This is a genomic window from Burkholderia sp. Se-20373, from assembly GCF_017104705.1.
Lineage (GTDB): Bacteria > Pseudomonadota > Gammaproteobacteria > Burkholderiales > Burkholderiaceae > Burkholderia.
Genome location: NZ_JAAGPH010000006.1, coordinates 101,664 through 127,528 on the forward strand (window position 1 = coordinate 101,664; position 25,865 = coordinate 127,528).

At 63.8% G+C, this 25,865-nt stretch carries 26 protein-coding genes; 18 read left to right on the forward strand and 8 right to left on the reverse strand.

Features of this window, described 5'->3' with window-relative positions; genetic code table 11:
* The first annotated feature begins 16 nt into the window (after positions 1 to 16).
* The 15 genes from nuoG to G3N96_RS03710 all read left to right on the forward strand — a co-directional run bounded on the left by nuoG (position 17) and on the right by G3N96_RS03710 (position 14,933).
* Positions 17 to 2,347, forward strand: coding sequence for an NADH-quinone oxidoreductase subunit NuoG (gene nuoG, locus G3N96_RS03640; RefSeq protein ID WP_206136249.1), 2,331 nt, complete (start codon positions 17 to 19; stop codon positions 2,345 to 2,347).
* Entirely contained in the window at positions 2,348 to 3,415 is a 1,068-nt protein-coding gene (nuoH, locus tag G3N96_RS03645; RefSeq protein ID WP_011352696.1) for an NADH-quinone oxidoreductase subunit NuoH, read from the forward strand.
* 12 nt (positions 3,416 to 3,427) lie between these two features.
* Positions 3,428 to 3,916 (forward strand): NADH-quinone oxidoreductase subunit NuoI, encoded by a 489-nt coding sequence (gene nuoI, locus G3N96_RS03650; RefSeq protein ID WP_011352695.1) that lies wholly within the window; start codon positions 3,428 to 3,430, stop codon positions 3,914 to 3,916.
* A gap of 112 nt (positions 3,917 to 4,028) precedes the next feature.
* On the forward strand, positions 4,029 to 4,679 hold the full coding sequence (locus G3N96_RS03655) for an NADH-quinone oxidoreductase subunit J (protein WP_089425978.1): 651 nt from the start codon (positions 4,029 to 4,031) through the stop codon (positions 4,677 to 4,679).
* Positions 4,680 to 4,696: 17 nt separating this feature from the next.
* Positions 4,697 to 5,002 (forward strand): NADH-quinone oxidoreductase subunit NuoK, encoded by a 306-nt coding sequence (gene nuoK, locus G3N96_RS03660; protein ID WP_006478272.1) that lies wholly within the window; start codon positions 4,697 to 4,699, stop codon positions 5,000 to 5,002.
* 17 nt (positions 5,003 to 5,019) lie between these two features.
* Entirely contained in the window at positions 5,020 to 7,074 is a 2,055-nt protein-coding gene (nuoL, locus tag G3N96_RS03665) for an NADH-quinone oxidoreductase subunit L (protein ID WP_206136250.1), read from the forward strand.
* 16 nt (positions 7,075 to 7,090) lie between these two features.
* A complete protein-coding gene (locus G3N96_RS03670; RefSeq protein ID WP_021162817.1) occupies positions 7,091 to 8,581 on the forward strand; it encodes an NADH-quinone oxidoreductase subunit M in 1,491 nt (496 codons plus the stop codon).
* 39 nt (positions 8,582 to 8,620) lie between these two features.
* Positions 8,621 to 10,075 (forward strand): NADH-quinone oxidoreductase subunit NuoN, encoded by a 1,455-nt coding sequence (gene nuoN, locus G3N96_RS03675; protein ID WP_039370611.1) that lies wholly within the window; start codon positions 8,621 to 8,623, stop codon positions 10,073 to 10,075.
* On the forward strand, positions 10,075 to 10,371 hold the full coding sequence (locus G3N96_RS03680; RefSeq protein ID WP_046544751.1) for a DUF2818 family protein: 297 nt from the start codon (positions 10,075 to 10,077) through the stop codon (positions 10,369 to 10,371). The genes nuoN and G3N96_RS03680 overlap by 1 nt, the downstream gene beginning before the upstream one ends.
* Positions 10,372 to 10,407: 36 nt before the next feature.
* A complete protein-coding gene (locus G3N96_RS03685) occupies positions 10,408 to 10,998 on the forward strand; it encodes an NUDIX hydrolase (RefSeq protein WP_124582752.1) in 591 nt (196 codons plus the stop codon).
* 136 nt (positions 10,999 to 11,134) lie between these two features.
* Positions 11,135 to 11,557, forward strand: coding sequence for a DUF1178 family protein (locus G3N96_RS03690; RefSeq protein ID WP_046544753.1), 423 nt, complete (start codon positions 11,135 to 11,137; stop codon positions 11,555 to 11,557).
* Between the two features lie 54 nt (positions 11,558 to 11,611).
* On the forward strand, positions 11,612 to 12,808 hold the full coding sequence (locus G3N96_RS03695; RefSeq protein ID WP_206136251.1) for an acyl-CoA dehydrogenase family protein: 1,197 nt from the start codon (positions 11,612 to 11,614) through the stop codon (positions 12,806 to 12,808).
* A 19-nt stretch (positions 12,809 to 12,827) separates the two neighbouring features.
* Positions 12,828 to 13,961: an acyl-CoA dehydrogenase gene (locus G3N96_RS03700; protein WP_206136252.1), complete on the forward strand. Its 1,134-nt coding sequence runs from the start codon at positions 12,828 to 12,830 to the stop codon at positions 13,959 to 13,961.
* Positions 13,962 to 13,998: 37 nt separating this feature from the next.
* The gene (locus tag G3N96_RS03705) at positions 13,999 to 14,460 is read left to right on the forward strand and encodes a MaoC family dehydratase (RefSeq protein ID WP_206136253.1); all 462 of its coding nucleotides are present in this window, start codon (positions 13,999 to 14,001) and stop codon (positions 14,458 to 14,460) included.
* On the forward strand, positions 14,457 to 14,933 hold the full coding sequence (locus tag G3N96_RS03710; RefSeq protein ID WP_206136254.1) for a MaoC family dehydratase: 477 nt from the start codon (positions 14,457 to 14,459) through the stop codon (positions 14,931 to 14,933). Before G3N96_RS03705 ends, G3N96_RS03710 begins: the two co-directional genes overlap by 4 nt.
* Positions 14,934 to 14,980: 47 nt before the next feature.
* On the opposite strand, the gene G3N96_RS03715 is transcribed toward G3N96_RS03710, so the two are convergent.
* Both G3N96_RS03715 and G3N96_RS03720 read right to left on the reverse strand, forming a co-directional pair.
* Complete coding sequence (locus tag G3N96_RS03715; protein ID WP_206136255.1) at positions 14,981 to 15,673, reverse strand: glutathione binding-like protein; 693 nt, start codon at positions 15,671 to 15,673, stop codon at positions 14,981 to 14,983.
* Positions 15,674 to 15,919: 246 nt separating this feature from the next.
* Positions 15,920 to 16,711 (reverse strand): enoyl-CoA hydratase, encoded by a 792-nt coding sequence (locus tag G3N96_RS03720; RefSeq protein WP_124582760.1) that lies wholly within the window; start codon positions 16,709 to 16,711, stop codon positions 15,920 to 15,922.
* A gap of 202 nt (positions 16,712 to 16,913) precedes the next feature.
* On the opposite strand from G3N96_RS03720, the gene G3N96_RS03725 reads away from it, so the two are divergent.
* Entirely contained in the window at positions 16,914 to 17,570 is a 657-nt protein-coding gene (locus tag G3N96_RS03725) for a glutathione S-transferase (protein WP_206136256.1), read from the forward strand.
* Positions 17,571 to 17,612: 42 nt separating this feature from the next.
* On the opposite strand, the gene G3N96_RS03730 is transcribed toward G3N96_RS03725, so the two are convergent.
* Both G3N96_RS03730 and G3N96_RS03735 read right to left on the reverse strand, forming a co-directional pair.
* Positions 17,613 to 18,785 carry a pyridoxal phosphate-dependent aminotransferase gene (locus G3N96_RS03730; protein WP_206136257.1) on the reverse strand — a complete coding sequence of 391 codons (1,173 nt, stop codon included), beginning with the start codon at positions 18,783 to 18,785 and terminating at the stop codon, positions 17,613 to 17,615.
* A 33-nt stretch (positions 18,786 to 18,818) separates the two neighbouring features.
* Entirely contained in the window at positions 18,819 to 19,313 is a 495-nt protein-coding gene (locus G3N96_RS03735) for a putative toxin-antitoxin system toxin component, PIN family (protein WP_206136258.1), read from the reverse strand.
* 57 nt (positions 19,314 to 19,370) lie between these two features.
* On the opposite strand from G3N96_RS03735, the gene yaaA reads away from it, so the two are divergent.
* Together yaaA and G3N96_RS03745 are read left to right on the forward strand one after the other, a co-directional pair.
* Positions 19,371 to 20,153, forward strand: coding sequence for a peroxide stress protein YaaA (yaaA, locus tag G3N96_RS03740; protein WP_206136259.1), 783 nt, complete (start codon positions 19,371 to 19,373; stop codon positions 20,151 to 20,153).
* Positions 20,154 to 20,241: 88 nt separating this feature from the next.
* On the forward strand, positions 20,242 to 21,396 hold the full coding sequence (locus tag G3N96_RS03745) for a M14-type cytosolic carboxypeptidase (protein WP_206136260.1): 1,155 nt from the start codon (positions 20,242 to 20,244) through the stop codon (positions 21,394 to 21,396).
* Between the two features lie 82 nt (positions 21,397 to 21,478).
* Here the strand turns inward: G3N96_RS03745 and G3N96_RS03750 are convergent, their stop codons facing one another.
* The 4 genes from G3N96_RS03750 to G3N96_RS03765 all read right to left on the reverse strand — a co-directional run bounded on the left by G3N96_RS03750 (position 21,479) and on the right by G3N96_RS03765 (position 25,287).
* Positions 21,479 to 22,132, reverse strand: a complete 654-nt coding sequence (locus G3N96_RS03750; protein ID WP_041492904.1) for a hypothetical protein — start codon at positions 22,130 to 22,132, stop codon at positions 21,479 to 21,481.
* Positions 22,133 to 22,270: 138 nt separating this feature from the next.
* A complete protein-coding gene (locus G3N96_RS03755; RefSeq protein ID WP_124582770.1) occupies positions 22,271 to 22,945 on the reverse strand; it encodes an energy-coupling factor ABC transporter permease in 675 nt (224 codons plus the stop codon).
* A 75-nt stretch (positions 22,946 to 23,020) separates the two neighbouring features.
* The gene (locus G3N96_RS03760; RefSeq protein WP_089440651.1) at positions 23,021 to 23,857 is read right to left on the reverse strand and encodes a response regulator transcription factor; all 837 of its coding nucleotides are present in this window, start codon (positions 23,855 to 23,857) and stop codon (positions 23,021 to 23,023) included.
* Positions 23,858 to 24,069: 212 nt separating this feature from the next.
* Entirely contained in the window at positions 24,070 to 25,287 is a 1,218-nt protein-coding gene (locus tag G3N96_RS03765) for a DUF2863 family protein (RefSeq protein ID WP_124582772.1), read from the reverse strand.
* Positions 25,288 to 25,865 lie beyond the last annotated feature (578 nt).

Below are 25,865 nucleotides of genomic sequence, written 5' to 3' on the forward strand. Positions count from 1 at the left end.
AGGACCATTCACCATCATGGTTGAACTTGAAATAGACGGCAAGAAGGTCGAGGTGCCCGAAGGCAGCATGGTGATCCAGGCTGCGCACAAGGCGGATACGTACATTCCTCACTTCTGCTATCACAAGAAACTGTCGGTTGCGGCCAACTGCCGGATGTGTCTCGTCGAAGTCGAGAAGATGCCGAAGGCCGTGCCTGCCTGCGCGACCCCCGTGTCGGCCGGCATGATCGTCCATACGCAATCCGACAAGGCCGTGAAGGCGCAGCAGTCGGTGATGGAATTCCTCCTCATCAACCACCCGCTCGATTGCCCGATCTGCGATCAGGGCGGCGAATGCCAGCTGCAGGATCTGGCGGTCGGTTACGGCAAGTCGTCGTCGCGTTACGCGGAAGAGAAGCGCGTGGTGTTCCACAAGAACGTGGGCCCGCTGATCTCGATGGAAGAAATGTCGCGCTGCATCCACTGCACGCGCTGCGTCCGCTTCGGCCAGGAAATCGCCGGCGTGATGGAGTTCGGCATGCTGGGCCGCGGCGAGCACTCGGAAATCACGACGTTCGTCGGCAAGACGGTCGATTCCGAAATGTCGGGCAACATGATCGACCTGTGCCCGGTCGGCGCGCTGACCAGCAAACCGTTCCGCTACAGCGCCCGTACGTGGGAACTGTCGCGCCGCAAGTCGGTGAGCCCGCACGATTCCGTCGGTGCGAACCTCGTCGTTCAAGTGAAGAACAATCGCGTGATGCGCGTGCTGCCGTTCGAGAACGAAGCCATCAACGAATGCTGGATCTCGGACAAGGATCGCTTCTCGTATGAAGGCCTCAACAGCGAAGAGCGCCTGACGAAGCCGATGCTGAAGCAGGGCGGCCAGTGGATCGAGACCGACTGGCAGACCGCACTCGAATACGTCGCGAAGGGCCTGAAGGGGATCGCCGCGGATCACGGCGCGAACGCGCTGGCGATGCTCGCGAGCGCGCACAGCACGGCCGAAGAGCTGTTCCTCGTGAAGCAGCTCGCCAACGAACTGAAGACGCCGAACGTCGACTTCCGTCTGCGTCAGCAGGATTTCTCGGCGCCGGTCCAGGGCGCACCGTGGCTCGGCATGCCGATCGCCGACCTGTCGAACGTGGATGCCGCGTTCGTCGTCGGTTCGTTCCTGCGTCGCGACCACCCGCTGTTCGCCGCCCGCCTGCGTCAGGCCGCGAAGAACGGCGCGAAGCTGCACTTCCTGCACGCGACCAGTGACGACGCCCTGATCCCGACCGCGCAGCGCATCGTTGCTGCACCGTCGGCATGGCTCGACCAGCTGGCCGGCATCGCAGCGGCCGTCGCGCAACTGCGCGGCGTCGCACTGCCCGACACGCTCGCGGGCGTCACGGCATCGCCGGCCGCGCAGGCTGTCGCCCAGTCGCTCGCGAACGGCGAACGCCGCGCGGTGCTGCTCGGCAACGTCGCGGTCCGCCATCCGGAATTCGCGAAGCTGCACGCCGTTGCCAAGTGGATCGCCGACAACACCGGCGCCACGTTCGGCTTCCTGACGGAAGCGGCAAACACGGTCGGCGCGCACGTCGTCGGCGCACTGCCGGGCGAAGGCGGCCTGAACGCGCGCGAAGCGTTCGCGCAGCCGCGCAAGGGCTACGTGCTGCTGAACGTCGAACCGGAATTCGACACCGCCGATCCGGCGCAGGCGCTTGCCGCGCTGAACCAGGCCGAGATGGTCGTCGTGATGTCGCCGTTCAAGCATGGCCTCGACTACGCCGACGTGCTGCTGCCGGTTGCGCCGTTCACGGAAACGGCCGGTACGTACGTGAATGCGGAAGGCACCGTGCAGAGCTTCAATGGCGTCGTGCGCCCGCTCGGCGACACGCGTCCGGGCTGGAAGGTGCTGCGCGTGCTCGGTAGCCTGCTCGGCCTGCCGAACTTCGAATACGAGACCGCGGAAGAAGTGCGTCTCGCCGCGCTCGGCGATGCCGGCGTCGCGAGCCGCCTGTCGAACCAGACGTCGGTCGCGCCGGTGCGCGTCGCGGCAAATGCCGCGAACGGCGGTTTCGAGCGCCTGGCCGATGTGCCGATCTATCACGCCGACGCACTCGTGCGGCGCGCAGGTGCGCTGCACCTGACGACGGCCGCGAAGGCGGCGAATGCCGCGGCGCTGCCGGCCGCGCTGTTCGACAAGCTGGGCTTGAAGGAAGGCGACGCGGTGCGCGTGCGCCAGGGCGAGCGTGCGGTGCAGTTGCCGGCCGTGCGCGACGCGAATCTTGCGGAGACCGTCGTTCGCGTGTCGGCGGCGACGCCTGCCGGCGCAGCGCTCGGCAGCCTGTCCGGTGAACTGGTGGTGGAGAAGGCGTAAATGAGCTTGTTCGATACGATCAACGCGGGCGGGTCCCAGCTTCTCGGTTTCGCATGGCCGACGGTATGGGCAATCGTGCGCATCCTCGTCGTCTCCGTCGTCATCCTGCTGTGCGTCGCGTACCTGATTCTGTGGGAACGCAAGCTGATCGGCTGGATGCACGTGCGTCTCGGCCCGAACCGCGTCGGCCCCGGCGGTTTGCTGCAGCCGATCGCCGACGTGTTGAAGCTGCTGCTGAAGGAAGTCATTCAGCCGAGCGCCGCCAGCCGCTGGCTGTACCTGATCGCACCGGTGATGACCGTCGTGCCGGCGTTCGCCGTTTGGGCCGTGATCCCGTTCCAGGCCGAAGCGGTCCTCGCGAACGTGAACGCGGGCCTGCTGTACGCGATGGCGATCTCGTCGATCGGCGTGTACGCGGTGATTCTCGCGGGCTGGGCATCGAACTCGAAGTACGCGTTCCTCGGCGCGATGCGCGCCGCGGCACAGATGGTGTCGTACGAAATCTCGATGGGCTTCGCGCTGGTGCTGGTGCTGATGACGGCCGGCAGCCTGAACCTGTCGGAAATCGTCGGTTCGCAGCAGCACGGCTTCTTCGCGGGCCACGGCGTGAACTTCCTGTCGTGGAACTGGCTGCCGCTGCTGCCGGCGTTCGTCGTGTACTTCATCTCGGGCATCGCCGAAACGAACCGCCACCCGTTCGACGTGGTGGAAGGGGAGTCGGAAATCGTTGCCGGTCACATGATCGATTACTCGGGCATGGCGTTCGCGCTGTTCTTCCTCGCCGAGTACATCAACATGATCGTGATCTCGGCGTTGACCGCGACGCTGTTCCTCGGCGGCTGGGATGCACCGTTCGAATTCCTGTCGTTCATTCCGGGCATCTTCTGGCTGGTGCTGAAGATATTCGCGCTGCTGTCGGTGTTCATCTGGGTTCGCGCGACGTTCCCGCGTTTCCGTTACGACCAGATCATGCGCTTGGGCTGGAAGGTGTTCCTGCCCGTCACGGTGGTCTGGGTGGTCGTGGTCGGCTTCTGGATGATGTCGCCGCTCAACATCTGGGTGAAGTAATCGGACGAAATCATGAGCGCAATCCAACACTTCTTTAAGACCTTCTTCCTGACCGAGCTGCTGCAGGGGCTCGCGCTGACGGGCCGTTACACGTTCAAGCGCAAGGTCACCGTGCAGTTCCCGGAAGAAAAGACGCCGATCTCGCCGCGTTTCCGCGGGCTGCATGCGCTGCGCCGGTACGAAAACGGCGAAGAGCGCTGCATCGCGTGCAAGCTGTGCGAGGCCGTGTGCCCCGCGATGGCGATCACGATCGAATCGGAAACGCGCGCGGACAACACGCGCCGCACGACGCGCTACGACATCGACCTGACGAAGTGCATCTTCTGCGGTTTCTGCGAAGAGAGCTGCCCGGTCGATTCGATCGTCGAGACGCAGATTCTCGAGTACCACGGCGAAAAGCGCGGCGACCTGTATTTCACGAAGGAAATGCTGCTCGCGGTGGGCGATCGCTACGAGAAGGACATCGCCGCGGCGAAGGCTGCCGACGCGCCGTATCGTTGATTGTGTTTGCAGTGCCGGCCCGAAGCCAGGGCCGAGCCGCCGCGACGGGTGCGGCACGCGAGAGCGTCCCGCAAGCCGCGCCTGACTATGGCCTAACGATGAACCGGTAATCATGGAATTCACGACCGTACTGTTCTACATCTTCGCGCTGCTCCTGGTGGTATCAGGGCTGAAGGTGATCACTTCGCGCAACCCGGTGGCGTCTGCGCTTTTCCTTGTGCTGGCGTTCTTCAACGCCGCCGCGATCTGGATGCTGCTGGAAGCGGAGTTCCTCGCGATCCTGCTGGTGCTGGTCTACGTGGGCGCTGTGATGGTGCTGTTCCTGTTCGTCGTGATGATGCTGGACATCAACATCGACTACCTGCGCCGTGACTTCAAGCGCTTCGTCCCGATGGCGACCGTGGTCGGCGCGATCATCGTGATCGAAACCGCGCTGATCCTGTGGCGCGGCTACGGCGACACGCAGACGGTGCACGCGATGGCGACGGGCGAGATGGCCAACTGGTCGAACACGCGCCTGATCGGCAAGGTGATCTACACCGACTACATCTTCGCGTTTGAAATCGCCGGCCTCGTGCTGCTGGTCGCGATCATTGCCGCGATCGGGCTGACCGAGCGCAAGGGCAAGGACAGCAAGCGCCAGCGCGTGTCGGATCAGGTCAAGGTGCGCCGCAACGATCGCGTGCGCCTCGTGAAGATGGACGCGGAAAAGCCGCAGCCGGAAACGGCGCAGAGCGAAGCCGGTTCGGGCACCAACGGCTAAGCGGAGGAAAAGAAAACATGCTGACTCTTGCTCATTACCTCGTGCTCGGCGCGATCCTCTTTGCGATCGCGATCGTCGGGATCTTCCTGAACCGCCGCAACGTCATCATCATCCTGATGTCGATCGAACTGATGCTGCTGGCGGTGAATACCAACTTCGTCGCGTTTTCGCATTACCTCGGCGACGTGCACGGCCAGATCTTCGTGTTCTTCGTGCTGACCGTCGCCGCAGCGGAAGCCGCGATCGGTCTCGCGATTCTGGTGACCCTGTTCCGTAAGCTCGACACGATCAATGTCGAGGATCTCGATCAGCTCAAAGGTTAATTTCAGGCAACGCTGTTATGTCAACGACACTCAATGAAAACCTGCTGCTGGCGATTCCGCTCGCTCCGCTGGCCGGCTCGCTGATTGCGGGGCTGTTCGGGAACGCAGTCGGGCGCAAGGGCGCACACCGGATCACGATCCTCGGCGTAATGATCGCGTTCCTCCTGTCGGCGAAAGTCTTCTTCGACGTGATGGGCGGCGCAAGCTTCAACGCGACCGTCTACGAATGGATGAACGTCGGCTCGCTGAAGCTCGAAGTCGGCTTCCTCGTCGATTCGCTGACCGCGATGATGATGGTCGTCGTGACCTTCGTCTCGCTGATGGTGCACGTGTACACGATCGGCTACATGGCGGAGGAAGACGGCTACCAGCGCTTCTTCTCGTACATCTCGCTGTTCACGTTCTCGATGCTGATGCTCGTGATGAGCAACAACTTCCTGCAGCTGTTCTTCGGCTGGGAAGCGGTGGGTCTGGTGTCGTACCTGCTGATCGGCTTCTACTTCACGCGTGAGAGCGCGATCTACGCGAACATGAAGGCGTTCCTCGTGAACCGCGTGGGCGACTTCGGCTTCCTGCTCGGCATCGGCCTGCTGCTCGCATTCGCCGGCTCGATGAACTACGGCGAAGTGTTCGCGAAGCGCGCGGAACTCGCGAGCCTGCACTTCCCGGGCACCGACTGGGGCCTGCTGACCGTCGCCTGTATCTGCCTGTTCATCGGCGCGATGGGCAAGTCGGCACAGTTCCCGCTGCACGTGTGGCTGCCGGACTCGATGGAAGGCCCGACCCCGATCTCCGCGCTGATTCACGCGGCGACGATGGTGACCGCGGGCATCTTCATGGTGTCGCGCATGTCGCCGCTGTTCGAGCTGTCGGATACCGCGCTGTCGTTCATCACGGTGATCGGCGCGATCACGGCGCTCTTCATGGGCTTCCTCGGCATCGTCCAGAACGACATCAAGCGCGTGGTCGCGTACTCGACGCTCTCGCAGCTCGGCTACATGACCGTCGCGCTCGGCGTGTCCGCTTACCCGGTCGCCGTGTTCCACCTGATGACGCACGCGTTCTTCAAGGCGCTGCTGTTCCTCGGCGCAGGCTCGGTCATCATGGGCATGCACCACGACCAGGACATGCGCAACATGGGTGGCCTGCGCAAGTACATGCCGATCACGTGGATCACGTCGCTCGTCGGTTCGCTCGCGCTGATCGGCACGCCGTTCTTCTCGGGCTTCTACTCGAAGGACTCGATCATCGACGCGGTGAAGCTGTCGCACCTGCCGGGTGCGGGCTTCGCGTACTTCGCGGTCGTCGCGAGCGTGTTCGTCACGGCGCTGTACTCGTTCCGCATGTACTTCCTGGTGTTCCACGGCGAAGAGCGCTTCCGCAAGCCGAAGCATCCGGAATCGCCGATGGGCATGGCGGCTGCGCACGGCCACGACGACCACGGCCATGGCCACGGTCATGACGACCACGCGCACGAACCGCACGAGACCCCGTGGGTCGTGTGGGTGCCGCTGGTCCTGCTGGCGATCCCGTCGGTCATCATCGGCGCGTTCGCGATCAGCCCGATGCTGTTCGGCGACTTCTTCCAGCACGGCGTTGCATTCGACAAGGTGATCTTCATCGGCGAAAACCATCCGGCCCTGGCCGAGATGGCCGAGGAGTTCCACGGCTGGGTGGGCATGGGCCTGCACTCGGTGTCGGGCCTGCCGGTCTGGCTCGCGCTCGCCGGTGTCGTTGTCGCGTGGTTCCTGTACCTGAAGCGTCCGGAACTGCCGGCGTCGATCCGCCGCGCGTTCGGCCCGATCTACACGCTGCTGGACAACAAGTACTACATGGACAAGATCAACGAAGTGGTGTTCGCCCGTGGTTCGGTGGCGATCGGCCGCGGCCTGTGGAAGGAAGGTGACGTCGTGGTGATCGACGGCCTCGTCAACGGCAGCGCCCGGTTCATCGGCTGGTTCGCCGGCGTGATCCGCTTCCTCCAATCCGGTTACATCTATCACTACGCGTTCGCCATGATCATCGGCATGCTGGGGCTCCTGACCCTGTTTGTAACGCTCGGCGGCAAATAAGGCGGGGGACAACTTAATGCACGCTTTTCCGATTCTCAGTACCGCGATCTGGCTGCCGATCGTTTTCGGCCTCCTCGTGCTTGCGGTGGGTAACGACAAAAATCCGGGGACGGCCCGCTGGATCGCGCTGATCGGTTCGCTGCTCGGCCTTGCGGTCACGATCCCGCTGATCACGGGCTTCGACTCGAGCACGGCTGCGCTGCAGTTCGTCGAGAAGTCGACCTGGATCGAACGCTTCGACATCGCGTATCACCTCGGCGTCGACGGCATCTCGATGTGGTTCGTCGTGCTGACCGCGCTGATCACGGTGATCGTCGTGATCGCCGCATGGGAAGTGATCACCGAGAACGTCGCGCAGTACCTCGCGGCGTTCCTGATCCTGTCCGGGATCATGATCGGCGTATTCTCGGCGGCCGATGGCCTGCTGTTCTACGTGTTCTTCGAAGCGACCCTGATCCCGATGTACATCATCATCGGCGTGTGGGGCGGCCCGAACCGCGTGTATGCGGCATTCAAGTTCTTCCTGTACACGCTCGCCGGCTCGCTGCTGATGCTGGTCGCGCTGATCTACCTGTACACGGAAACGCATTCGTTCGACCTCGCGACGTGGCAGAACGCCAAGATCGCGATGACGCCGCAGATACTGTTGTTCATTGCGTTCTTCCTCGCGTTCGCGGTGAAGGTGCCGATGTGGCCGGTCCACACCTGGCTGCCGGACGCGCACGTGGAAGCGCCGACGGGCGGCTCGGTCGTGCTGGCTGCGATCATGCTGAAGCTCGGCGCATACGGTTTCCTGCGTTTCTCGCTGCCGATCACGCCTGACGCGAGCCACTTCCTGGCGCCCGTCGTGATCACGCTGTCGCTGATCGCGGTGATTTACATCGGCCTCGTCGCGATGGTGCAGGCCGACATGAAGAAGCTGGTCGCGTATTCGTCGATCGCACACATGGGCTTCGTCACGCTCGGCTTCTTCATCTTCAACCAGCTCGGCGTCGAAGGCGCGATCATCCAGATGATCTCGCACGGCTTCGTGTCGGGCGCGATGTTCCTCTGTATCGGCGTGCTGTACGACCGCGTGCACTCGCGCCAGATCGCCGACTACGGTGGCGTCGTCAACGTGATGCCGAAGTTCGCGGCCTTCGCGATGCTGTTCTCGATGGCCAACTGCGGCCTGCCGGGCACGTCGGGTTTCGTCGGTGAGTTCATGGTGATTCTCGCGGCCGTCCAGTACAACTTCTGGATCGCATTCGGCGCGGCATTCACGCTGATCCTCGGCGCTGCCTACACGCTGTGGATGTACAAGCGCGTGTACTTCGGCGCGGTGGCGAACGATCACGTTGCCAAGCTGAAAGACATCGGCCGTCGCGAATTCCTGATGCTGGCCGTGCTCGCCGCGTTCACGCTGCTGATGGGCCTGTATCCGAAGCCTTTCACCGACGTGATGCACGTTTCCGTGGAAAACCTCCTCTCCCACGTCGCGCAGTCGAAGCTGCCGCTGGCCCAGTAATCGCGAGCGGAGGAACTCAAGATCATGCAAAACGCCCCTATGAATGTTCTGTTGCCTGACGCGCTGGTGCTGGCCGCCATCGTCGTCGCCTGGCTGAACGACACCTTTACCGGTGCCTCCGGCCGCCGCCTGACTTATCTGATCGCGGTTGTCTCGTCGGTCGTCGCCGGCGTGTGGTTCGCGGTGCAGGCACTCGACCCGCAGCAGTACTACTTCTTCTCGAAGATGGTCGTCGTCGACTCGTTCGCGAGCATGATGAAGGCTGTCGTGTCGTTCGGTTTCGCGGTCTCGCTCGTCTATTCGCGCAAGTACCTCGAAGATCGCGACATGTTCCGCGGTGACGTGTTCCTGCTCGGCATGTTCTCGCTGCTCGGTCAGCTGGTCATGGTGTCGGGCAACAACTTCCTGACGCTGTACCTCGGTCTCGAACTGATGTCGCTGTCGCTGTACGCCGTCATCGCGCTGCGCCGCGATGCCGCGCAGTCGAGCGAAGCCGCGATGAAGTACTACGTGCTGGGCGCGCTCGCATCGGGCTTCGTGCTGTACGGCATCTCGATGCTGTACGGTGCGACCGGCTCGCTCGAACTGGGCGAGGTGTACAAGGCGGTCGGCGGCAACACCGATGCAGCCGTGCTGATGTTCGGCGTGGTCTTCATCGTCGCCGGTATCGCGTTCAAGCTCGGCGCCGTGCCGTTCCACATGTGGGTGCCGGACGTCTACCAGGGCGCGCCGACCGCGATGACGCTGTTCGTCGGCGGCGGCCCGAAGGTTGCCGCGTTCGCGTGGGGCCTGCGCTTCCTGGTGATGGGCCTGCTGCCGCTCGCACAGAACTGGCAGACCGCGCTCGTGATCCTGGCCGCACTGTCGCTGATCGTCGGCAACATCACGGGTATCGTCCAGCGCAACATCAAGCGGATGCTTGCGTACTCGGCGATCTCGAACATGGGCTTCGTGCTGCTCGGCCTGCTCGCGGGTATCGTGAAGGGCGACGCAACGGCGCCGGCGAACGCATACAGCTCGGCGATGTTCTACGCGATCGTCTACCTGATCACGACGCTCGGCTCGTTCGGCGTGGTGATGCTGCTCGCACGCCGCGATTTCGAAGCCGAAACGATCGACGACTTCAAGGGCCTCAACAAGCGCAGCCCGGTGTTCGCGTTCGTGATGATGGTCATGATGTTCTCGCTGGCCGGTATTCCGCCGACCGTCGGCTTCTACGCGAAGCTCGCCGTGCTCGAGGCGACCGTCAACGCGGGCCTCACGTGGCTGGCCGTGCTGGCCGTGATCACGTCGCTGTTCGGCGCGTTCTACTACCTGCGCATCGTGAAGCTGATGTACTTCGATGCACCGCAGGATACGACGCCGATTTCGGGTGATTTCTGCAAGCGCACGATCCTCGTGCTGAACGGCCTCGCGGTCGTCGCGCTCGGCCTGATCCCGAGCCCGCTGCTGACGGCCTGCCTGCAGGCAATTCGTCACACGCTGCCGCTGTAATGTCGGCAGCCGGCTGGTTTATCGTGCTGTTGGCGCTCGTCTGCGCCAACCTGCCGTTCCTGAACCAACGCCTCTTCGCCGTCGTGCCGTTCGGCACGGCGAAGAAGAGCGGGTGGGTGCGGATCGGCGAGCTGATCGTGCTGTACTTCATCGTCGGCGCGCTCGGCTTCTGGCTCGAGTCGCGCGCCGGCAACCGCTTCGAACAGGGCTGGCAGTTCTACGCGATCACGTTCAGTCTTTTCGTCGTGTTCGCGTTTCCCGGCTTCACGTTCCAGTATCTCGTCAAACGACGCTGACGGCTCCGGCCGTCGCGCTCAATTTTGGAGCCGCCGATGGCCGAACTACCCAATCACGACGCCGCACTGACCGAAACCTGCCTCGAAAGCGAGGCGATCTTCGAAGGCGCGTTCCTCAAGCTCAAGCGCGATACCGTCCGTCTGCCGGATGGCAAGAAAGCCACGCGCGAATACGTCCAGCATCCGGGCGCGGTGATGGTGATCCCGCTGTTCGACGACGGCCGTGTGCTGATGGAAAGCCAGTATCGCTACCCGATCGGCAAGGTGATGGCTGAATTCCCGGCCGGCAAGCTCGATCCGAACGAAGGCGCGCTCGCATGCGCGGTACGCGAACTGCGCGAGGAAACCGGCTACACGGCACGCGAGTACGTGTTCCTGGCCCGGATTCACCCGATCATTTCCTATTCGACCGAATTCATCGACCTGTACCTGGCGCGCGGGCTGACGGCCGGCGAGCGCAAGCTCGATGAAGGCGAATTCCTCGAGACCTTCACTGCGACGCAGGCCGACCTGCAGGAATGGGTGCGCACGGGCCAGATCTCCGACGTGAAGACGATCATCGGCACGATGTGGCTCGACAAGGTGCTGTCCGGGACGTGGCCGCTCGGGCCGGTCCTGACGCCCTGAGCGCGGCGTCAGCAATGGGTGGGGCGCCGCGTTACAATCCGGTGACGCGGCGCCATCGCGGCGCGCGATCAATATTTAGCACGACCGTTCACAAAACCGCTTTTTGCGCTACACTCGCCACACGCCCTGATTCAGCATGAAGGTCCTCGATTTACAGTGCCCGCACGGTCATCGGTTCGAAGGCTGGTTCGCTTCCGCCGATGAATTCGAAGCGCAGTTGTCCCGCAAGCTGGTCGAATGTCCGGTGTGCGGAACGACCGAGGTCAACCGTCTGCCGTCGGCGCCGCGCCTGAACCTGTCGGGCGCGACGCAGGCCCAGCCGGTCGATTCGCGTGCACTGCAGGCGCAGGTAATGCGTGCGCTGCGCGAGGTGCTGGAGAAAACCGAGAATGTGGGCGAGCGCTTCGCCGAGGAAGCGCGGCGCATCCATTACAACGAGGCGCCGGCACGCAGCATTCGTGGCGTCACGACGCCCGAAGATGCGCAATCCTTGGCCGAAGAAGGCATCGACGTGATGCCGCTGCCGATTCCTGCCGCGCTGAAAGAACCGCTGCAATAACATTTGCAGAGAGTCTTTGTCGGGCCGGTCGGCTGCGGACAGGAGACACTGCGCATGGATCTGGATTATTCCCCCTCGGACGACGCGTTCCGCGTCGACGTTCGCGCCTGGCTTGAGGCCAACCTGCCTCACGCACTGCGCGCCAAAGTACTCGATCACAAGCGACTCGATCGCGAGGATTTCGCGAGCTGGCACCGGATTCTCGGTAAGCGAGGCTGGTCTGCGCCCGCGTGGCCGGTCGAATATGGCGGCCCGGGCTGGAACGCGACGCAACGACACATCTGGGACGAGGAGTGCGCGCGGATCGGTGCGCCGACCGTGCTGCCGTTTGGCGTATCGATGGTCGCGCCGGTGCTGATGAAATACGGCAGCGAAGCGCAGAAACGTCATTATCTGCCGCGCATTCTCGATGGCACCGACTGGTGGTGCCAGGGCTATTCGGAGCCGGGTTCGGGATCCGACCTCGCGTCGTTGCGCACGCGCGCGGAGCGCCAGGGAGACCACTACGTCGTCAATGGCCAGAAGACCTGGACGACGCTCGGCCAGTACGCCGACATGATGTTCTGCCTCGTGCGCACCGATCCGGCCGCGAAGAAACAGGAGGGCATCTCGTTCCTGCTGATCGACATGAAGACGCCCGGCATCACGGTGCGCCCGATCGTCATGCTCGACGAGGACCACGAGGTCAACGAGGTGTTCTTCGAGGACGTGAAGGTGCCGGTCGAGAATCTCGTCGGCGACGAGAATCGCGGCTGGACCTACGCGAAATACCTGCTTGGCCATGAGCGCACCGGCATCGCGCGCGTCGGCGGGTCGAAGCGCGAGCTCGCGTTCCTGAAGCGTGTGGCGTCGAACCAGCGCAAGAACGGCAAGCCGTTGCTCGCCGATCCCGTGTTCGCCGCGAAGGTCGCGGCGCTCGAGGTCGAGCTGATGGCGCTGGAGGTGACGGTGCTGCGCGTCGTCAGCCGCGAGACGAGCGGCAAGGGGCCGGGCCCCGAGGCGTCGATGCTGAAGATCAAGGGCACGGAAGTGCAGCAGGCGCTCACCGAGCTGATGGTCGACGCGATCGGCCCGCTCGCCGCACCGTTCGACGTACCGTTCCTCGACGGCCAGCGCGAGCACAGCATCGCGGGCGACGACGATGCGGCACCGCTTGCCGCGTACTACTTCAATTATCGGAAGACGTCGATCTACGGCGGCTCGAACGAGATCCAGAAGAACATCATCGCGCAGATGATTCTGGGGCTGTGATCAGGGAACGGAGACAACCATGGATTTCAGCTTTACCGATGAGCAGCAGCAGTTTGCCGACGCGCTGCGCCGTTATCTCGGCGAGCAATACGGCTTCGAAGCGCGCCAGGCAATCGTGCGCAGCGATGCGGGAGTGTCGGATACGCAATGGAGCGCGTTCGCCGAACTGGGGTTGACCGCGCTGCCCGTGCCGGACGCGCAGGGTGGCTTTGGCGGCGGCCCGGTCGACATGCTGGTCGTGATGCAGGAACTCGGCCGTGCGCTCGTGATCGAGCCATACTGGGCAACGGCGGTGGGCGTCGAGGCCTTGCGCATTGCCGGTTCCGGCGCGGCTGAGGACGCGGCGCTGCTGGAAGCCGTCGCGCAGGGGCAGAAGCGTGTGGCAGTCGCATTCCACGAACCGCATGCGCGCTACGACCTGTTCGAACTCGGCACGCGTGCGCGCGAGCAGGGCGGCACGTACCGGCTGACCGGCACGAAGTCGGTCGTTCAGCATGGCGCACAGGCGGACGCGTGGATCGTGCCCGCACGCGTCGACGGTGGCGGCATCGGCCTCTTCGTCGTCGAACGGGAGGCCGCGAACGCGAAGGTGGCCGACTACCGGACGATCGACGGCCAGCGCGCCGCGACGATCGGGTTCAATGAAACGCCGGCGCGACTGCTGACAGGCGGTGCGCGCGACGCTGCGGCCCTCGAGCAGGTTGCCGATTACGCGACGTTCCTGCTGTGCGCGGAAGCGGTCGGTGTGCTCGACGAACTGAATCGCGCGACGGTCGAATACACGAAGACGCGCGAACAGTTCGGCGTACCGATCGCGCGCTTCCAGGCGCTTCAGCACCGTATGGTCGACATGCTGATCCATGCCGAGCAGGCGCGCTCGCTGACCTATCTGGCAGCCGTACGCTACGCGAGCGGCGATGCCGATGCGCGGCGCAAGGCCGTGTCGGCCGCGAAAGCGCGTGTCGGCACCGCCGCGCGCTTCGTCGGCCAGCAGGCCGTCCAGCTGCACGGCGGCATGGGCGTGACCAACGAGGTCGCCGCCGCACACTTGTTCAAGCGGCTGACGATCATCGAGACGACGCTCGGCGACACCGATCATCATCTTGCCCGCATCGCGGCGCTACCCGATTTCGCGCAGACCGACGCAGCATGACGGCGACGCGCGAGCGCACCAGACAAGGAGATACCGAGTGGGCATCAGTTACGAAGACCTGGTGGTCGGCAGTACCACCGAAGTGGGCCGCTACACGTTCGAACCGGACGACATCAAGGCGTTCGCACAACGCTATGACCCGCAGCCGTTCCACCTTGACGAAGAAGCCGGAAAGGCATCGCATTTCGGCGGGCTCGTCGCGAGCGGCTGGCATACGTGTTCGGTGTTCATGAGCCTGCTCATCAACAAGCTCGGGTCGGACTCGACGAGCATGGGCTCGCCGGGCATCGATTCGATCCGCTGGCTCAAGCCGGTGCGCGCCGGCGACACGATCACGATGTATCAGAAGGTCCACGACAAACGCGTGTCGGAGAGCAAGCCCGATCGCGGCATCGTGTCGACGGAATGGGTCGGCGTGAACGGCGCCGGCGAGACGGTGATCACCGTGCATACCAAGGTGATCTTCGGGCTGCGCCATCCGGGAGGCACGCAGGCATGACCGACGCGACCTTGCCGCTGATCGCATCGGCGCAGGCGCTGCAGGCGCGAGTCGGCGCGGAGCCGCTCGCGAGCGGCTGGATCGCGATCGACCAGCGTCGTGTCGATGGCTTTGCCGATGCGACCGGCGATCATCAATGGATTCACGTCGATCCCGAACGCGCGCGGCGCGAGTCGCCGTTCGGCGGCCCGATCGCGCACGGGTTCCTGACGCTGTCGCTGATTCCGGCGTTGATGGCCGATGCGATGCGTTTCGAGCAGAAGATGGGGGTGAACTACGGACTGAACCGCGTGCGGTTCCTGAAGCCGGTGCCGGTCGGTGCGCGTGTGCGCGCGCTGTTTGCGGTAAAGGAAACCGCCGAGGCTGCGCGGGACGGCGTGCAGGTGACGTGGTCGGTGACGATGCAGGTCGAGCGTCCCGATGTGCCGCTGCCCGTCTGCGCGGCGGAATTCATCACGTTGCATTACTTCTGAAGCAGGGAGCGGCATGCACGGATGCCGCTCCGCCCGTCACATGCGTGTCAGTGCTTCGCGTATTGCGTCGCACCGAACAGCACCTCGCGTGCCTTGTCGTCCTGCAGCGCCTTGCGCATCGATGCGAGCACTTCGACACCGCGTTGCACGGCCGGTCGCGCGGCGATCGCCTCGTGCCAGCGTTTCACGTTCGGCAATTCGTCGAGCACGATGCCCTGGTTCTGCCACGAGCGCGTCCACGGGAACGTCGCAATGTCCGCGATCGTGTACGCGTCGCCCGCGAGATATTCGGATTCGCCGAGGCGCTTGTCCATCACGTTGTACAGGCGCTTTGCCTCGTTCGTGTAGCGGTTGACCGCATACTCGATCTTCTCCGGCGCATACAGGCGGAAGTGGTGCGCCTGTCCGAGCATCGGGCCGACGCCGCCCATCTGGAACATCAGCCATTCGAGCGTCGCGTAGCGTGCGGCCGGATCGGTCGGCAGGAACTTGCCGGTCTTCTCCGCGAGGTAGATCAGGATCGCACCCGATTCGAACAGCGAGATCGGCTGGCCGCCGGGGCCGTCCGGATCGACGATCGCGGGGATCTTGTTGTTCGGGCTGATCTTCAGGAATGCCGGCTTGAACTGGTCGCCTGCGCCGATATCGACCGGATGGGCACGATAAGCGAGGCCCGTTTCCTCGAGCATGATGTGCACCTTGTGGCCGTTCGGGGTCGCCCAGCTATAGACGTCGATCATCGTGAACTCCTTTGTTGCATGCGCGAAAACGGCGCAGGCAGCGCCGCGACAGGCGGTCATTAGAGCATGGATCGATGTGGGCTGCTGGCGACGGGAATGTGCGTGCGGATGCGCGTGCTTGCGTGTTGCGCGACATGGCGCCGGGGGCGATTGCGTATCGTCCCGAGTCGTCGAGATGGCGGCGTCGCCGTGCCGCATCGGGGCGATGCGGTGGCGACAGGTCCATTCGAAAGCGGGCGCGACCGCTCAGCGCTTGTAGCGGGGCGGGCGTTTCTCGAGAAATGCGGTGATGCCTTCGAGACCGTCCGCATGATGCAGCGATGCGACGAAATGATCGCGCTCCGTGGCGAGATGCGTGTCGAGCGGTTGCGTCGCCGCGTCGTCGAGCAGCGACTTGATGCGCGTGAGTGCGTTCGGCGAGATGCCGGCGAGCGCATCGGCCCATGCCAGGGCATCGGTCAGTGCCGCGCCGGGCACGGCGAGCCGGTTGACGACGCCGAGCGTGTGCAGACGTTCGGCTGCAACAGGCTTGCCTTCGAACAGGATCTCGGCCGCGATCGCACGCGGCAGCGCGCGGGCGATGAACCACGAACCGCCTCCATCGGGCGTCAGGCCGACACGCGCGTACGACATCACGAACTTCGCATCGTGCGCGGCGACGATCAGGTCGCACGCGAGCGCGAGCGAGAAACCCGCGCCGGCCGCGGCGCCTTCCACCGCTGCGATCACCGGCTTCGTCGAAGCGTGGATCGCCGTTACCCATGCGGCGAGCTGATCGATGCTGTCGGCCTGGTAGGACGGATCCTTCGAGCGGTTGTCGAGCAGCCGGTTCAAATTGCCGCCCGCGCAGAAGAAGCGATCGGCGCCGGTGAGCACGACCGCGCGAATCCCGGGATCCCGTTCGGCGGTGGCGAGCGCTTCGATGCCGGCCGCGTACATGTCGGGATGCAGCGCATTGCGCGCGCCGGGGTTGGATAGCGTGAGGACGAGCGTCGATTCGCTCTCGGGCGGACGCGAGGCCAGCAGTTCAGCACTCATGCGAGCGTGTCTCCATCGGATGGCAGGGCTGCGGCAGCGGACACATAGCGCGTGCTGATGCGGACGATGTCGTAGCAGAGGTATTGTTGTCGTGACGGACGCGAAACTTGCTTTAGACTAGCACGAACGTGCTTTTCAGCGCGATGAATCCCGATGCGGCCGACATCGATGCGGCCGCGCTTCAGCAAGGAAGGAGACTCCGATGCTACAGCTGTGCGGTATTCCGTTGTCCAACTATTACAACAAGGTGAAGTTCGTCCTGCTCGAGCACGACATTCCGTTCGAGGAGTCGGTTTGCGGATTGCCGGTCAGCGATCCGGCACAGCTCGCCGATTCGCCGCTCGGCAAGATTCCCTTTCTGAAGACCGAAGAAGGCGCGCTGTTCGAGTCCCAGGTGATCATCGAGTACCTGGCGGCGCGCTATCCCGAAAAAGGCATTCTCCCGGCGAGCCCGTTCGCGGCCGCGAAGGTGCGCGAACTCATCGAGACGCTCGAACTGTATCTCGAATGGATGGCGCGCGAGGTCTACACTGAAGCGTTTTTCGGCGGCAAGGTCAGCGACGGGATGAAGGCACACGTCGAGAGGCGCCTGCCGCGCGCGATCGATGCATTCAAGCAGATGACGCAGTTTTCTCCGTATGTGCTCGGCGAGTCGTTCGGCCTCGCGGACATCGCCGCGTGGGTCCATCTGCCGGTCATCGGCATGGCGACGAAAGCCGTATTCGGGCGCGATTTCCTGCTCGATGCGGGCATCGACTGGAAGGCGCATGCGAAGAAGGTGGGCGAGCGCCCTGCCGCGCAGCGCGTGGCGGCCGAGCGCAAGGCGTATATCGACGCGACGAGCGCCGCGCGTTCGTAAGCGCGGTTCCCGCAGGGCGGCGTGCGACCGCCCGTGCGGGTCTTACAGGCGGGCGAGCCGTTCGAGTGCGGACGCGAGCGTGCTCTCCTGCTTCGCGAAGCAGAATCGGACGACGCCCGATTCGTGCGGCTCGTGATAGAACGCCGACACAGGAATCGCGGCCACGCCGATCTCCGACGTGAGCCACTTCGAGAATTCCGCTTCCGGCAGGTCGCTGATCGCCGAATAACCGACGCACTGGAAGTACGTGCCCGTACAGGGCAGCAACTTGAAGCGCGTGCGCTCGAGGCCGGCCCGGAAGAAGTCGCGCTTCTTCTGGTAGAAGTCGGCAAGCGTCAGGTACGGCGCCGGGTCGCGCAGGTAGTCGGCGAGCCCGATCTGCATCGGCGTGTTCACCGTGAACACGTTGAACTGGTGGACCTTGCGGAATTCCGCGGTCAGCGCGGCAGGTGCCGCGACATAGCCGACCTTCCAGCCCGTCACGTGATAGGTCTTGCCGAAGCTCGACACGATGAAGCTGCGCGCGGCGAGTTCCGGATAGCGCGCGACGCTCTCGTGGCGCGCGCCGTCATAGACCATGTGCTCGTAGACCTCGTCGGACAGGATCAGCACGTTGGTGCCGCGCACGATCTCCTCGAGCTTGCGCATGTCCGACTCGCGCCACACGGTACCCGTCGGGTTATGTGGTGTGTTGATCAGGATCATGCGCGTTTTCGGCGTGATCGCGGCCGCCAGACGGTCGAACGGGATCGCGTAGTCGGGCGCTTCCAGCGTGACGAACACGGGCTTGCCGCCCGCGAGTTCGATCGACGGCAGGTAGCTGTCGTAGGTCGGTTCGACGACGATCACTTCATCACCCGGATGCACTGTGCACATGATCGCGGTCAGCAACGCCTGCGTCGCGCCGGCCGTGACGGTGATTTCGGTCGCCGGATCGTAACGCCGGCCGTAGACCTGCGCGATCTTGTCCGCGATCGCGTCGCGCAGCGGCGCGACACCGGCCATCGGCGGATACTGGTTGTGCCCGTTGCGCATCGCGGCGGCAACCGCATCGATGATGCGCGGATCGCAGTCGAAATCCGGAAAGCCCTGGCCGAGGTTCACCGCGCCTTTTTCGGCGGCAAGCGCGCTCATGACCGTGAAGATCGTCGTGCCGACGTTCGGCAGGCGCGAGGGGAAAACGGGAGTCGTTGGCATGTCTGAAGGAGCGTTCATCGATACGGTCGAAATCGGGTGGTGCGGCGTGGGTCAGGCCGGCGTGGTCGTGTCCGGCGCGGCGTCGAGCGAGCAGGCCTCGGTAAATGGCGCGGGCTGCGCGATCCGGAAGCCGAAGTCGCGTGCGGTGCGCTTCGCGAGTTTCAGCAGCGCACGGTCTTTCGACACGAGCCACTCGGCCTGGGCGGCGCGGGCGAGTTCGAGAAACTTCTGGTCGTCGCGGTCCTTGCACTTCGGCAGCGGCGGCGCGTCGGCGTCGATGGGCGGCGGCTCGACGAGGCTCGCGAGCCGGGCGACGGTCGCGAGGGCGGCCGCCTTGTCGATGGCGCGCGACCGGAACTGCGGATAGTCGAGCACGTATTCGAGCTCGGTCAGGCAGCGGCCGTCGATCACGGCGGCCAGCGCGCCGCGTTCCAGCGCGGCCCGGATCGGGCGCGTAGCGGGGTCGTCGAATACGAGGATGTCGATCCAGACGTTCGAGTCGAGCACGACGCGATGCGCGGCGTGCGGGGCGAGAGAGCGGGTCATTCGTTACAATCGGTGGTTTTCGTCTGACCGCAAGGCACGGCGTGCCAGCGAGCCTCTATGATAATCGTTCTCTCTCCAGCCAAATCCCTCGACTACGATACGCCCGCGCACGTCCAGTCTTACACGAAGCCTGCATTCGTCGACGACGCGTCCGAGCTGATCGACGGCCTGCGCAAGCTGTCGCCGCAGGACATTGCAACGCTGATGGATATCTCGGATCCGCTCGCGCGCCTGAATTTCCAGCGCTATGCCGACTGGTCGTCGACCTTTACGCCGGCCAATGCGAAGCAGGCCGTGCTCGCGTTCAACGGCGACGTCTATGAAGGTTTCGACGCGAAATCGCTTTCGTCCACCGATCTCGACTATGCGCAGCAGCACGTGCGCGTGCTGTCGGGCCTTTACGGGCTGTTGCGTCCGCTCGACCTGCTGCAGCCGTACCGGCTCGAGATGGGCACGCGCTTCGCGAACGCGCGCGGCAAGGATCTGTACGCGTTCTGGGGCGACCGCATCACGCGGGCGCTGAATGAACAGCTCGAGACGCGCAGCGGCACGGCGCGCGTGCTGGTCAACTGCGCGTCGACCGAATACTTCAAGTCGGTCAAGCCGAAACTGCTGGTCGCACCGGTCATCACGCCGGTGTTCGAGGACTGGAAGGGCGGCCGCTACAAGATCATCAGCTTCCATGCGAAGCGTGCGCGCGGTCTGATGGCGCGTTTTATCGTCGAAAACCGTATTACCGACCCGAAGGCGCTGAAGGATTTCGCGACGGAAGGCTATGCGTTCGATGCGGCGGCGTCGAACGATTCGACTTACGTATATCGCCGGCGAGTCGGCGAGTGACCCTGCCGGCCGTTCACGAGACGGCCGGCGCATGCATGAGGCCGGGCAAGCGCTACACCGCCTGTTCCGGTCGCCCCAGGAGAGACAGATGGCCCTTTCGATCACCAGCAATTTCGACGCAGGCGCAATCGACGTCGTGTCGTGCGACAGTCCCGATGCGATTCGGCTGCGCGTGCGCGGCGACACCCGCTCGGAATTCGCGCAATGGTTTTACTACCGCTTGACGGGCGTGCGCGGCGAGCGCTGCGTGATGACGTTCGAGAATGCTGCCGAATGCGCGTATCCGTCGGGCTGGCGCAATTACAGCGCGGTGGCGAGCTATGACCGGGTAGACTGGTTCCGCGTGCCGACGACGTTCGACGGCAAGACGATGACCATCGACCATACGCCGGAATTCGACAGCATCTACTACGCGTATTTCGAGCCGTACTCGGAAGAGCGTCACGCGGCGTTTCTCGGCGCGGTCCAGCAGTTGCCGCAGGCGAGCGTCGTCGAACTCGGCCGCACGGTTGAAGGTCGCCCGATGTCGCTGCTGACGCTCGGTACGCCGGAAGCCGACGGCGCGCCGAAGAAGAAGGTGTGGATCATCGCGCGCCAGCATCCCGGCGAGTCGATGGCCGAATGGTTCGTCGAAGGCCTCGTCAAGCGGCTGGCCGGATGGGGCGGCTGGGCCGGCGATCCGGTCGCGCGCAAGCTGTACGATCGTGCGACGTTCTATATCGTCCCGAACATGAACCCGGACGGCAGCGTGCATGGCAACCTGCGCACCAATGCCGCAGGCGCGAACCTGAACCGCGAGTGGATGGCGCCCGATGCCGAGCGCAGCCCCGAGGTGCTGGCCGTGCGCGATGCAATCCATGCGATCGGCTGCGACATGTTCTTCGACATTCACGGCGACGAGGATCTGCCGTATGTGTTCGTTGCCGGGTCCGAGATGCTGCCGAGCTTTACCGAGCAGCAGGGCAAGGAGCAGACCGCGTTCATCGAAGCGTTCAAGGTCGCGAGCCCGGACTTCCAGACTGAACACGGCTATGCCGCGAGCAAGTACAAGGAGGACGCGCTCAAGCTCGCGTCGAAGTACATCGGCCATCAGTTCGGCTGTCTGTCGCTGACGCTCGAGATGCCGTTCAAGGACAACGCGAACCTGCCCGACGAACGCGTCGGCTGGAACGGCGAGCGAAGCGCGGCGCTCGGCGCAGCGATGCTGGCGGCGATCCTGGTGCACGTCGACACGTTCGCGTAAGCGTAGCGTCGCCGTATGAAAAAAGCCGGGGCATCTCAGGATGCCCCGGCTTTTTTACTTCTGTGGATGCCGCTTCGGCGGATCAGGACTTCTTCGCGGTCTTCTTCACGACCTTCTTCTGGCCGCTCGACTTTTTCGTTGCGACGGCCTTCTTGCTGCCGGTACGGCCCGATGCCTTTGCCTTGCCCTTGCCTCGGTGCGACTTGCCCTTGAATTTCTTCGTCGAGGACGAGGAGCGCTCGACGCGCGGCTTAAGCGGCGGAACCGGGTCGTTCCAGCTGAACGCGAGCATCTGCTGACCGACATAGCCGCATCGGAATTTCAGCGGCGTCGGGTCGCTGCCGTCGCTGTGGATGCCGAGGCCGTCGACCGTGACGATATTGTCGACCTTCACGCGCTGCTTGCCCTGGTCGAACGAGTCGTTCCATGGCGTGATCGTCGCGTTGCCGCTGTCGAATGCATTCGGCGCGAAGTCGACGCGGTCGAAGGCCGACGACGTGCTGGCGATGAAGCTGCCGTGCGCTGCACAATCGGCGGCGAGCGGATCGGCATGCATTTCGTTGACGAATTTGTTGATCAGTTCGGAGCGCTGGTCGAGCAGATCGGCGAATGCCGGAGTCGGAAGCGCAAGCGACAGGCCCGCAATACAGGCTGCCAGCTTGCCGAGCGCCCGGAAAATCCGGAGCGACGCAGGAGAGCTGTCCATCTGGTTATTGGTGAGGAGCGAATGAGACATCGGGCACGTATAGATGCCCGATGAAGAACCGGAGTTCAATCTTAGCGTAAAAAAGTTGTGCGGCAGTAGATGTCGCATTCTGCCGTACTGAGCGAAAGGGGCCGGCGCGTGATGACGGCGCCGCCTTCGAAGGGCAATTCAGGCGCGCGGGCCGCCGAGACGATAGCGGCGGACGTCGAAGGTCGTGACCCACGCGGGACGATAGACAGCGATGAGTGCAGTCGCCATGCCGGTGAACCACGCTTCGCCGAGTGCGAGCAGCGCGGTGTTCAGCAGATAGCCGGCCGGAATCACGACGGGAACGCCATCCGCGAGCGCGAGCTGGACCCCGGCAGCGGCAGCGGCAACCGCGATGATCGCGATGGCGGGTGACAGGAATCCCTGGCCGGTAATGAACGACGCGAGATTGTGCGGCAACCATGCGAGTGCGGCGCGCTGCAGCAATGCCGACACGGCGACCGGAAGCGCGCCGTAGATCAGATAGGTCAGGCCAATGCCCTGCCAGGGCGCATCGAAAATGATCGCGGCGACCGCCGTGACGGCGCCCATCGCGATCAGTGCGAGTGTCCAGTCGAACAGCGTGACGAGCAGCGTCGCGCCAAGCAGATGCATGACGATGCCATCATCGAGCCACGCATTCGAGGCCCAGAGGACCGCAATGGCGGTGACGAGCGCGAGCCACACGTGCTGGAGCGTGGCGTCCTGCAGGCGCACGAAGGGACGATTCCAGATCGCGAGCGCGAGCAGGGCCACGGCGGCAATCCAGCCACCGATGCCAACCCAGAACGGAAGCGGTGTGAAAAGAAAACCCATGCGTCCATATTACTCGTTGAGCATCAAAGGTGGGAATCCGCACACACCGACCGTCGCAATATCGAGACTGTTTAACTAGCGTTCGCGCCGGAACCGCGCCGGCGGCTCGGCGGCGATCGGCAGGTCCTGCGCGCTATCGATCGAGGCCGGCAACGGGTACGGGCGGTTACTCCGTTGCGTACGCAGCGGAACCGGGCCCTGTTCGCCGATGGGCGGCTTGCGCGCACGACTGCGGTTCGCCAACAGCACCTCGAGATGGGGCGACAGCCAGCCGTTGTAGATTGCGACCGCGGCGGCCCGGTTGGCGGCACCGAGCTGCTGGAAGATGCTGGCGAGGTGGATCTTGACAGTGCCTTCGCTGATGCCGAGTGTGCGAGCGATCATCTTGTTGGTGCTGCCCATGTGGACGAAGCGCATGATCTGCGCTTGCCGCGGCGACAGGAGGCCGCTCGGCGGCCGCCGGGGAAGCGACCCGGCGAGCGTCTGGAAATGGGCATCGTAGCGCGCCGCAGCAGTGGAAGGCAGCAGGCGCAGCGCGATCGGCGGAATGTAGTGTCCGCCCAGCAGCACGATCTCGAGCGCACGCACGATCAGGTGTGGCCGCGTGGAATGCGGGATCACGCCGGCGACACCGTAGTTGAAGAAGCGCTGGATGGCCTCCGGCGATGTTTCGTCGACGAGGACGGCGACGGGTGTCGGCGAGCACGCGCTGCAGAGCGCCTGAAGCTCGCTGAGCCGGCCGACGTCGAGCCAGTCGATCGCGACCAGGTCGAAACGCTGGTTGCGCAGCAGCCTGCGCGCCTGAAAACTGTCGGGCACATCGTTGATGCCGGCGTGACGGTCGATCTGTCGCAACAGGGCCTTCAGTCCGTCACGCCGCTCGGCGTCTGAATTGAGCATCAGGAACCGCATATTCAACCTCCGTAATGTGAGCCATTGATCTGCCGTCTGGCATGCCTTGGGTCTGATAATGACAAAGACCTTACACGATGTCTGCTTGGCTGAAAGGCTTAGGAAAAGTATGAAATTTCGGGCGACGGGAGGACAGACAAGTAAAAAGCCGCTCCGGCGGGAACCGTGAGCGGCTTCAGGTGGGCAGGCCGTCGGGCCTGTTGTGCTGCGGATTAGTGGAAGTGTGGCTGGGCGGGGGACGCGTCTTCCGGCATTTCTGCGTGGACGATTTCACCGAGCGGATCTGCGTAGAGCGGCACGCCGCAGTCATCGCAATATTCGGGCTCGAAGCGGCCCGCGTGCCGCCGGACGTCGGTTACGCCGCATTCCTTCAGCAGACTCACGATTTCCTCGACCGGGCCTTCGATCGGCGCTTCGCCCTCGAGCGTCGCACTGTCGATCGACATGTCGCCGTTTTCACGGCCGTAGAGCGGCCATACGACGCCGTAGATTACGTCGTTGCTGGCACGCCGCGTGAAGCCGACACGATACTCGTCGATACGGCGTTCGCCGAAGCCGGCGACCACCGCGCGCAGCTCTTGCGGTGCTGCACCAAGTGTGTCGAATAGATAACGAATGGCCGTCCGGACCGTATGTGGACGTATCCGTTCGTCCGCATCCCGGCAGGCCGAGTAGTACGCGTCCGGAAGCAGGCATTCGAATTCGCAGCCGGGCAGCGCGATCGACAGGTTCGGGCCACCTTGGGCCGTCCATTGCTCGAGGCATTGGCCGCGTTCGATCCGGCTGCCGTTTTCTTCTTCCTGCCAGCGGAACAGCGGTGCGCCGGCGGGGGCCGCAACGACGGCGAGCAGGAAGCGCGGGTCGGCCAGGATCGGCGAGGTTTCCGGCAGGTCGCCGAAGCTGAGCTTGGGCGTGTGCTGGCTGACCGCCCCATGCGCGAGCTGCTGGGCGAGCCGGTAGGTCTCGACGTGGTGCCGCGGCAACTGGTCGATGCTGTAGAGGAACGGCGCAAGCCCGACGAGGGTACCGTTCGCAAGGACGTGCGCCTGCAGGTGCGTTCGAAGTGCGTCGGCAACGTCGCCCTTGAGCGGACCCGATGGAATCATGTAGCGCGTCCATGCAAGAACCGGGACGGCGACCAGCAGCGCATCGAACGGTTGGCCGTCGTGCTCGATCACCATCGACTCGCTGTGCGTCTCGGCCATGTCGGCGAGCGCGCCGTAGGCGTCGGGATGATTCTGCTGCAGATGGTCGAGCGCTGCGTCGAGCGTGGTCTGGTTGCCGTTGCGGACAATCTTGGAGAGCAGCGCATCGAGCTTCGCTTCCCAGAAGCGGTCCTCGATGCGGCTGCCCGAGGCGAAGAGCGCAAGCGACAGGCCGACCAGTTTGTCGGCATCGGGGGGGAGGCGTTTGGCGATTCGCTGGCGCATATTAAAGACGTATATAGAAAGAGGCGAAGAGCCTCACATTCTAGTCCGTTCTTTGCACCATAAGCGGTCTCGTGCCGACACATGGCCGGCTGGCCGAATTGCAGCTTTTGTAAAAAAGTTGCTTCAAACCCCTTGCGCGAACGTCGCGAGCTACCTACAATCACGCCTCTTTCGCGCTAACGGAAACGCGGCGCGGGAAAAGGGAAGCAAGGTGGGCGGTGTGCTGGAGTCTGGAGCGCGCAGCTGGCCTGGAAGTTGAGCCCCGCAGTCGCAACGATGCAGTGTAAAAAGTTGTTGACGAACGGCGAAACACGGTTCATAATCTCGCTTCTCTGCTGCTGAAAACGCAGCGCTGCCGGGAAACACGAAGTTCCTCGCAGATTGCTCTTTAAAAATTAACAGCCGATAAGTGTGGGCGCTTGATGGAAGCGAGCTGATCCTCGGATCAGAAAGCGAAAGTATCAAGAGTCTCACACTAAAGTAAGTCAGGTTTATGAAGTGATTCATATTCCTGTCAGCTTTGAGTGAGCGACCGGTTCTTAACTGAACCGAAAACAGTAACAGGTTTAAACTGAAGA

Coding starts and splice junctions, on each gene's coding strand:
- nuoG (WP_206136249.1), top strand. CDS start 17: ATGGTTGAACTTGAAATAGACGGCAAGAAGGTCGAGGTGCCCGAAGGC.
- nuoH (WP_011352696.1), top strand. CDS start 2,348: ATGAGCTTGTTCGATACGATCAACGCGGGCGGGTCCCAGCTTCTCGGT.
- nuoI (WP_011352695.1), top strand. CDS start 3,428: ATGAGCGCAATCCAACACTTCTTTAAGACCTTCTTCCTGACCGAGCTG.
- G3N96_RS03655 (WP_089425978.1), top strand. CDS start 4,029: ATGGAATTCACGACCGTACTGTTCTACATCTTCGCGCTGCTCCTGGTG.
- nuoK (WP_006478272.1), top strand. CDS start 4,697: ATGCTGACTCTTGCTCATTACCTCGTGCTCGGCGCGATCCTCTTTGCG.
- nuoL (WP_206136250.1), top strand. CDS start 5,020: ATGTCAACGACACTCAATGAAAACCTGCTGCTGGCGATTCCGCTCGCT.
- G3N96_RS03670 (WP_021162817.1), top strand. CDS start 7,091: ATGCACGCTTTTCCGATTCTCAGTACCGCGATCTGGCTGCCGATCGTT.
- nuoN (WP_039370611.1), top strand. CDS start 8,621: ATGAATGTTCTGTTGCCTGACGCGCTGGTGCTGGCCGCCATCGTCGTC.
- G3N96_RS03680 (WP_046544751.1), top strand. CDS start 10,075: ATGTCGGCAGCCGGCTGGTTTATCGTGCTGTTGGCGCTCGTCTGCGCC.
- G3N96_RS03685 (WP_124582752.1), top strand. CDS start 10,408: ATGGCCGAACTACCCAATCACGACGCCGCACTGACCGAAACCTGCCTC.
- G3N96_RS03690 (WP_046544753.1), top strand. CDS start 11,135: ATGAAGGTCCTCGATTTACAGTGCCCGCACGGTCATCGGTTCGAAGGC.
- G3N96_RS03695 (WP_206136251.1), top strand. CDS start 11,612: ATGGATCTGGATTATTCCCCCTCGGACGACGCGTTCCGCGTCGACGTT.
- G3N96_RS03700 (WP_206136252.1), top strand. CDS start 12,828: ATGGATTTCAGCTTTACCGATGAGCAGCAGCAGTTTGCCGACGCGCTG.
- G3N96_RS03710 (WP_206136254.1), top strand. CDS start 14,457: ATGACCGACGCGACCTTGCCGCTGATCGCATCGGCGCAGGCGCTGCAG.
- G3N96_RS03715 (WP_206136255.1), bottom strand. CDS start 15,673: ATGATCGACGTCTATAGCTGGGCGACCCCGAACGGCCACAAGGTGCAC.
- G3N96_RS03720 (WP_124582760.1), bottom strand. CDS start 16,711: ATGAGTGCTGAACTGCTGGCCTCGCGTCCGCCCGAGAGCGAATCGACG.
- G3N96_RS03725 (WP_206136256.1), top strand. CDS start 16,914: ATGCTACAGCTGTGCGGTATTCCGTTGTCCAACTATTACAACAAGGTG.
- G3N96_RS03730 (WP_206136257.1), bottom strand. CDS start 18,785: ATGAACGCTCCTTCAGACATGCCAACGACTCCCGTTTTCCCCTCGCGC.
- G3N96_RS03735 (WP_206136258.1), bottom strand. CDS start 19,313: ATGACCCGCTCTCTCGCCCCGCACGCCGCGCATCGCGTCGTGCTCGAC.
- yaaA (WP_206136259.1), top strand. CDS start 19,371: ATGATAATCGTTCTCTCTCCAGCCAAATCCCTCGACTACGATACGCCC.
- G3N96_RS03745 (WP_206136260.1), top strand. CDS start 20,242: ATGGCCCTTTCGATCACCAGCAATTTCGACGCAGGCGCAATCGACGTC.
- G3N96_RS03750 (WP_041492904.1), bottom strand. CDS start 22,132: ATGTCTCATTCGCTCCTCACCAATAACCAGATGGACAGCTCTCCTGCG.
- G3N96_RS03755 (WP_124582770.1), bottom strand. CDS start 22,945: ATGGGTTTTCTTTTCACACCGCTTCCGTTCTGGGTTGGCATCGGTGGC.
- G3N96_RS03760 (WP_089440651.1), bottom strand. CDS start 23,857: ATGCGGTTCCTGATGCTCAATTCAGACGCCGAGCGGCGTGACGGACTG.
- G3N96_RS03765 (WP_124582772.1), bottom strand. CDS start 25,287: ATGCGCCAGCGAATCGCCAAACGCCTCCCCCCCGATGCCGACAAACTG.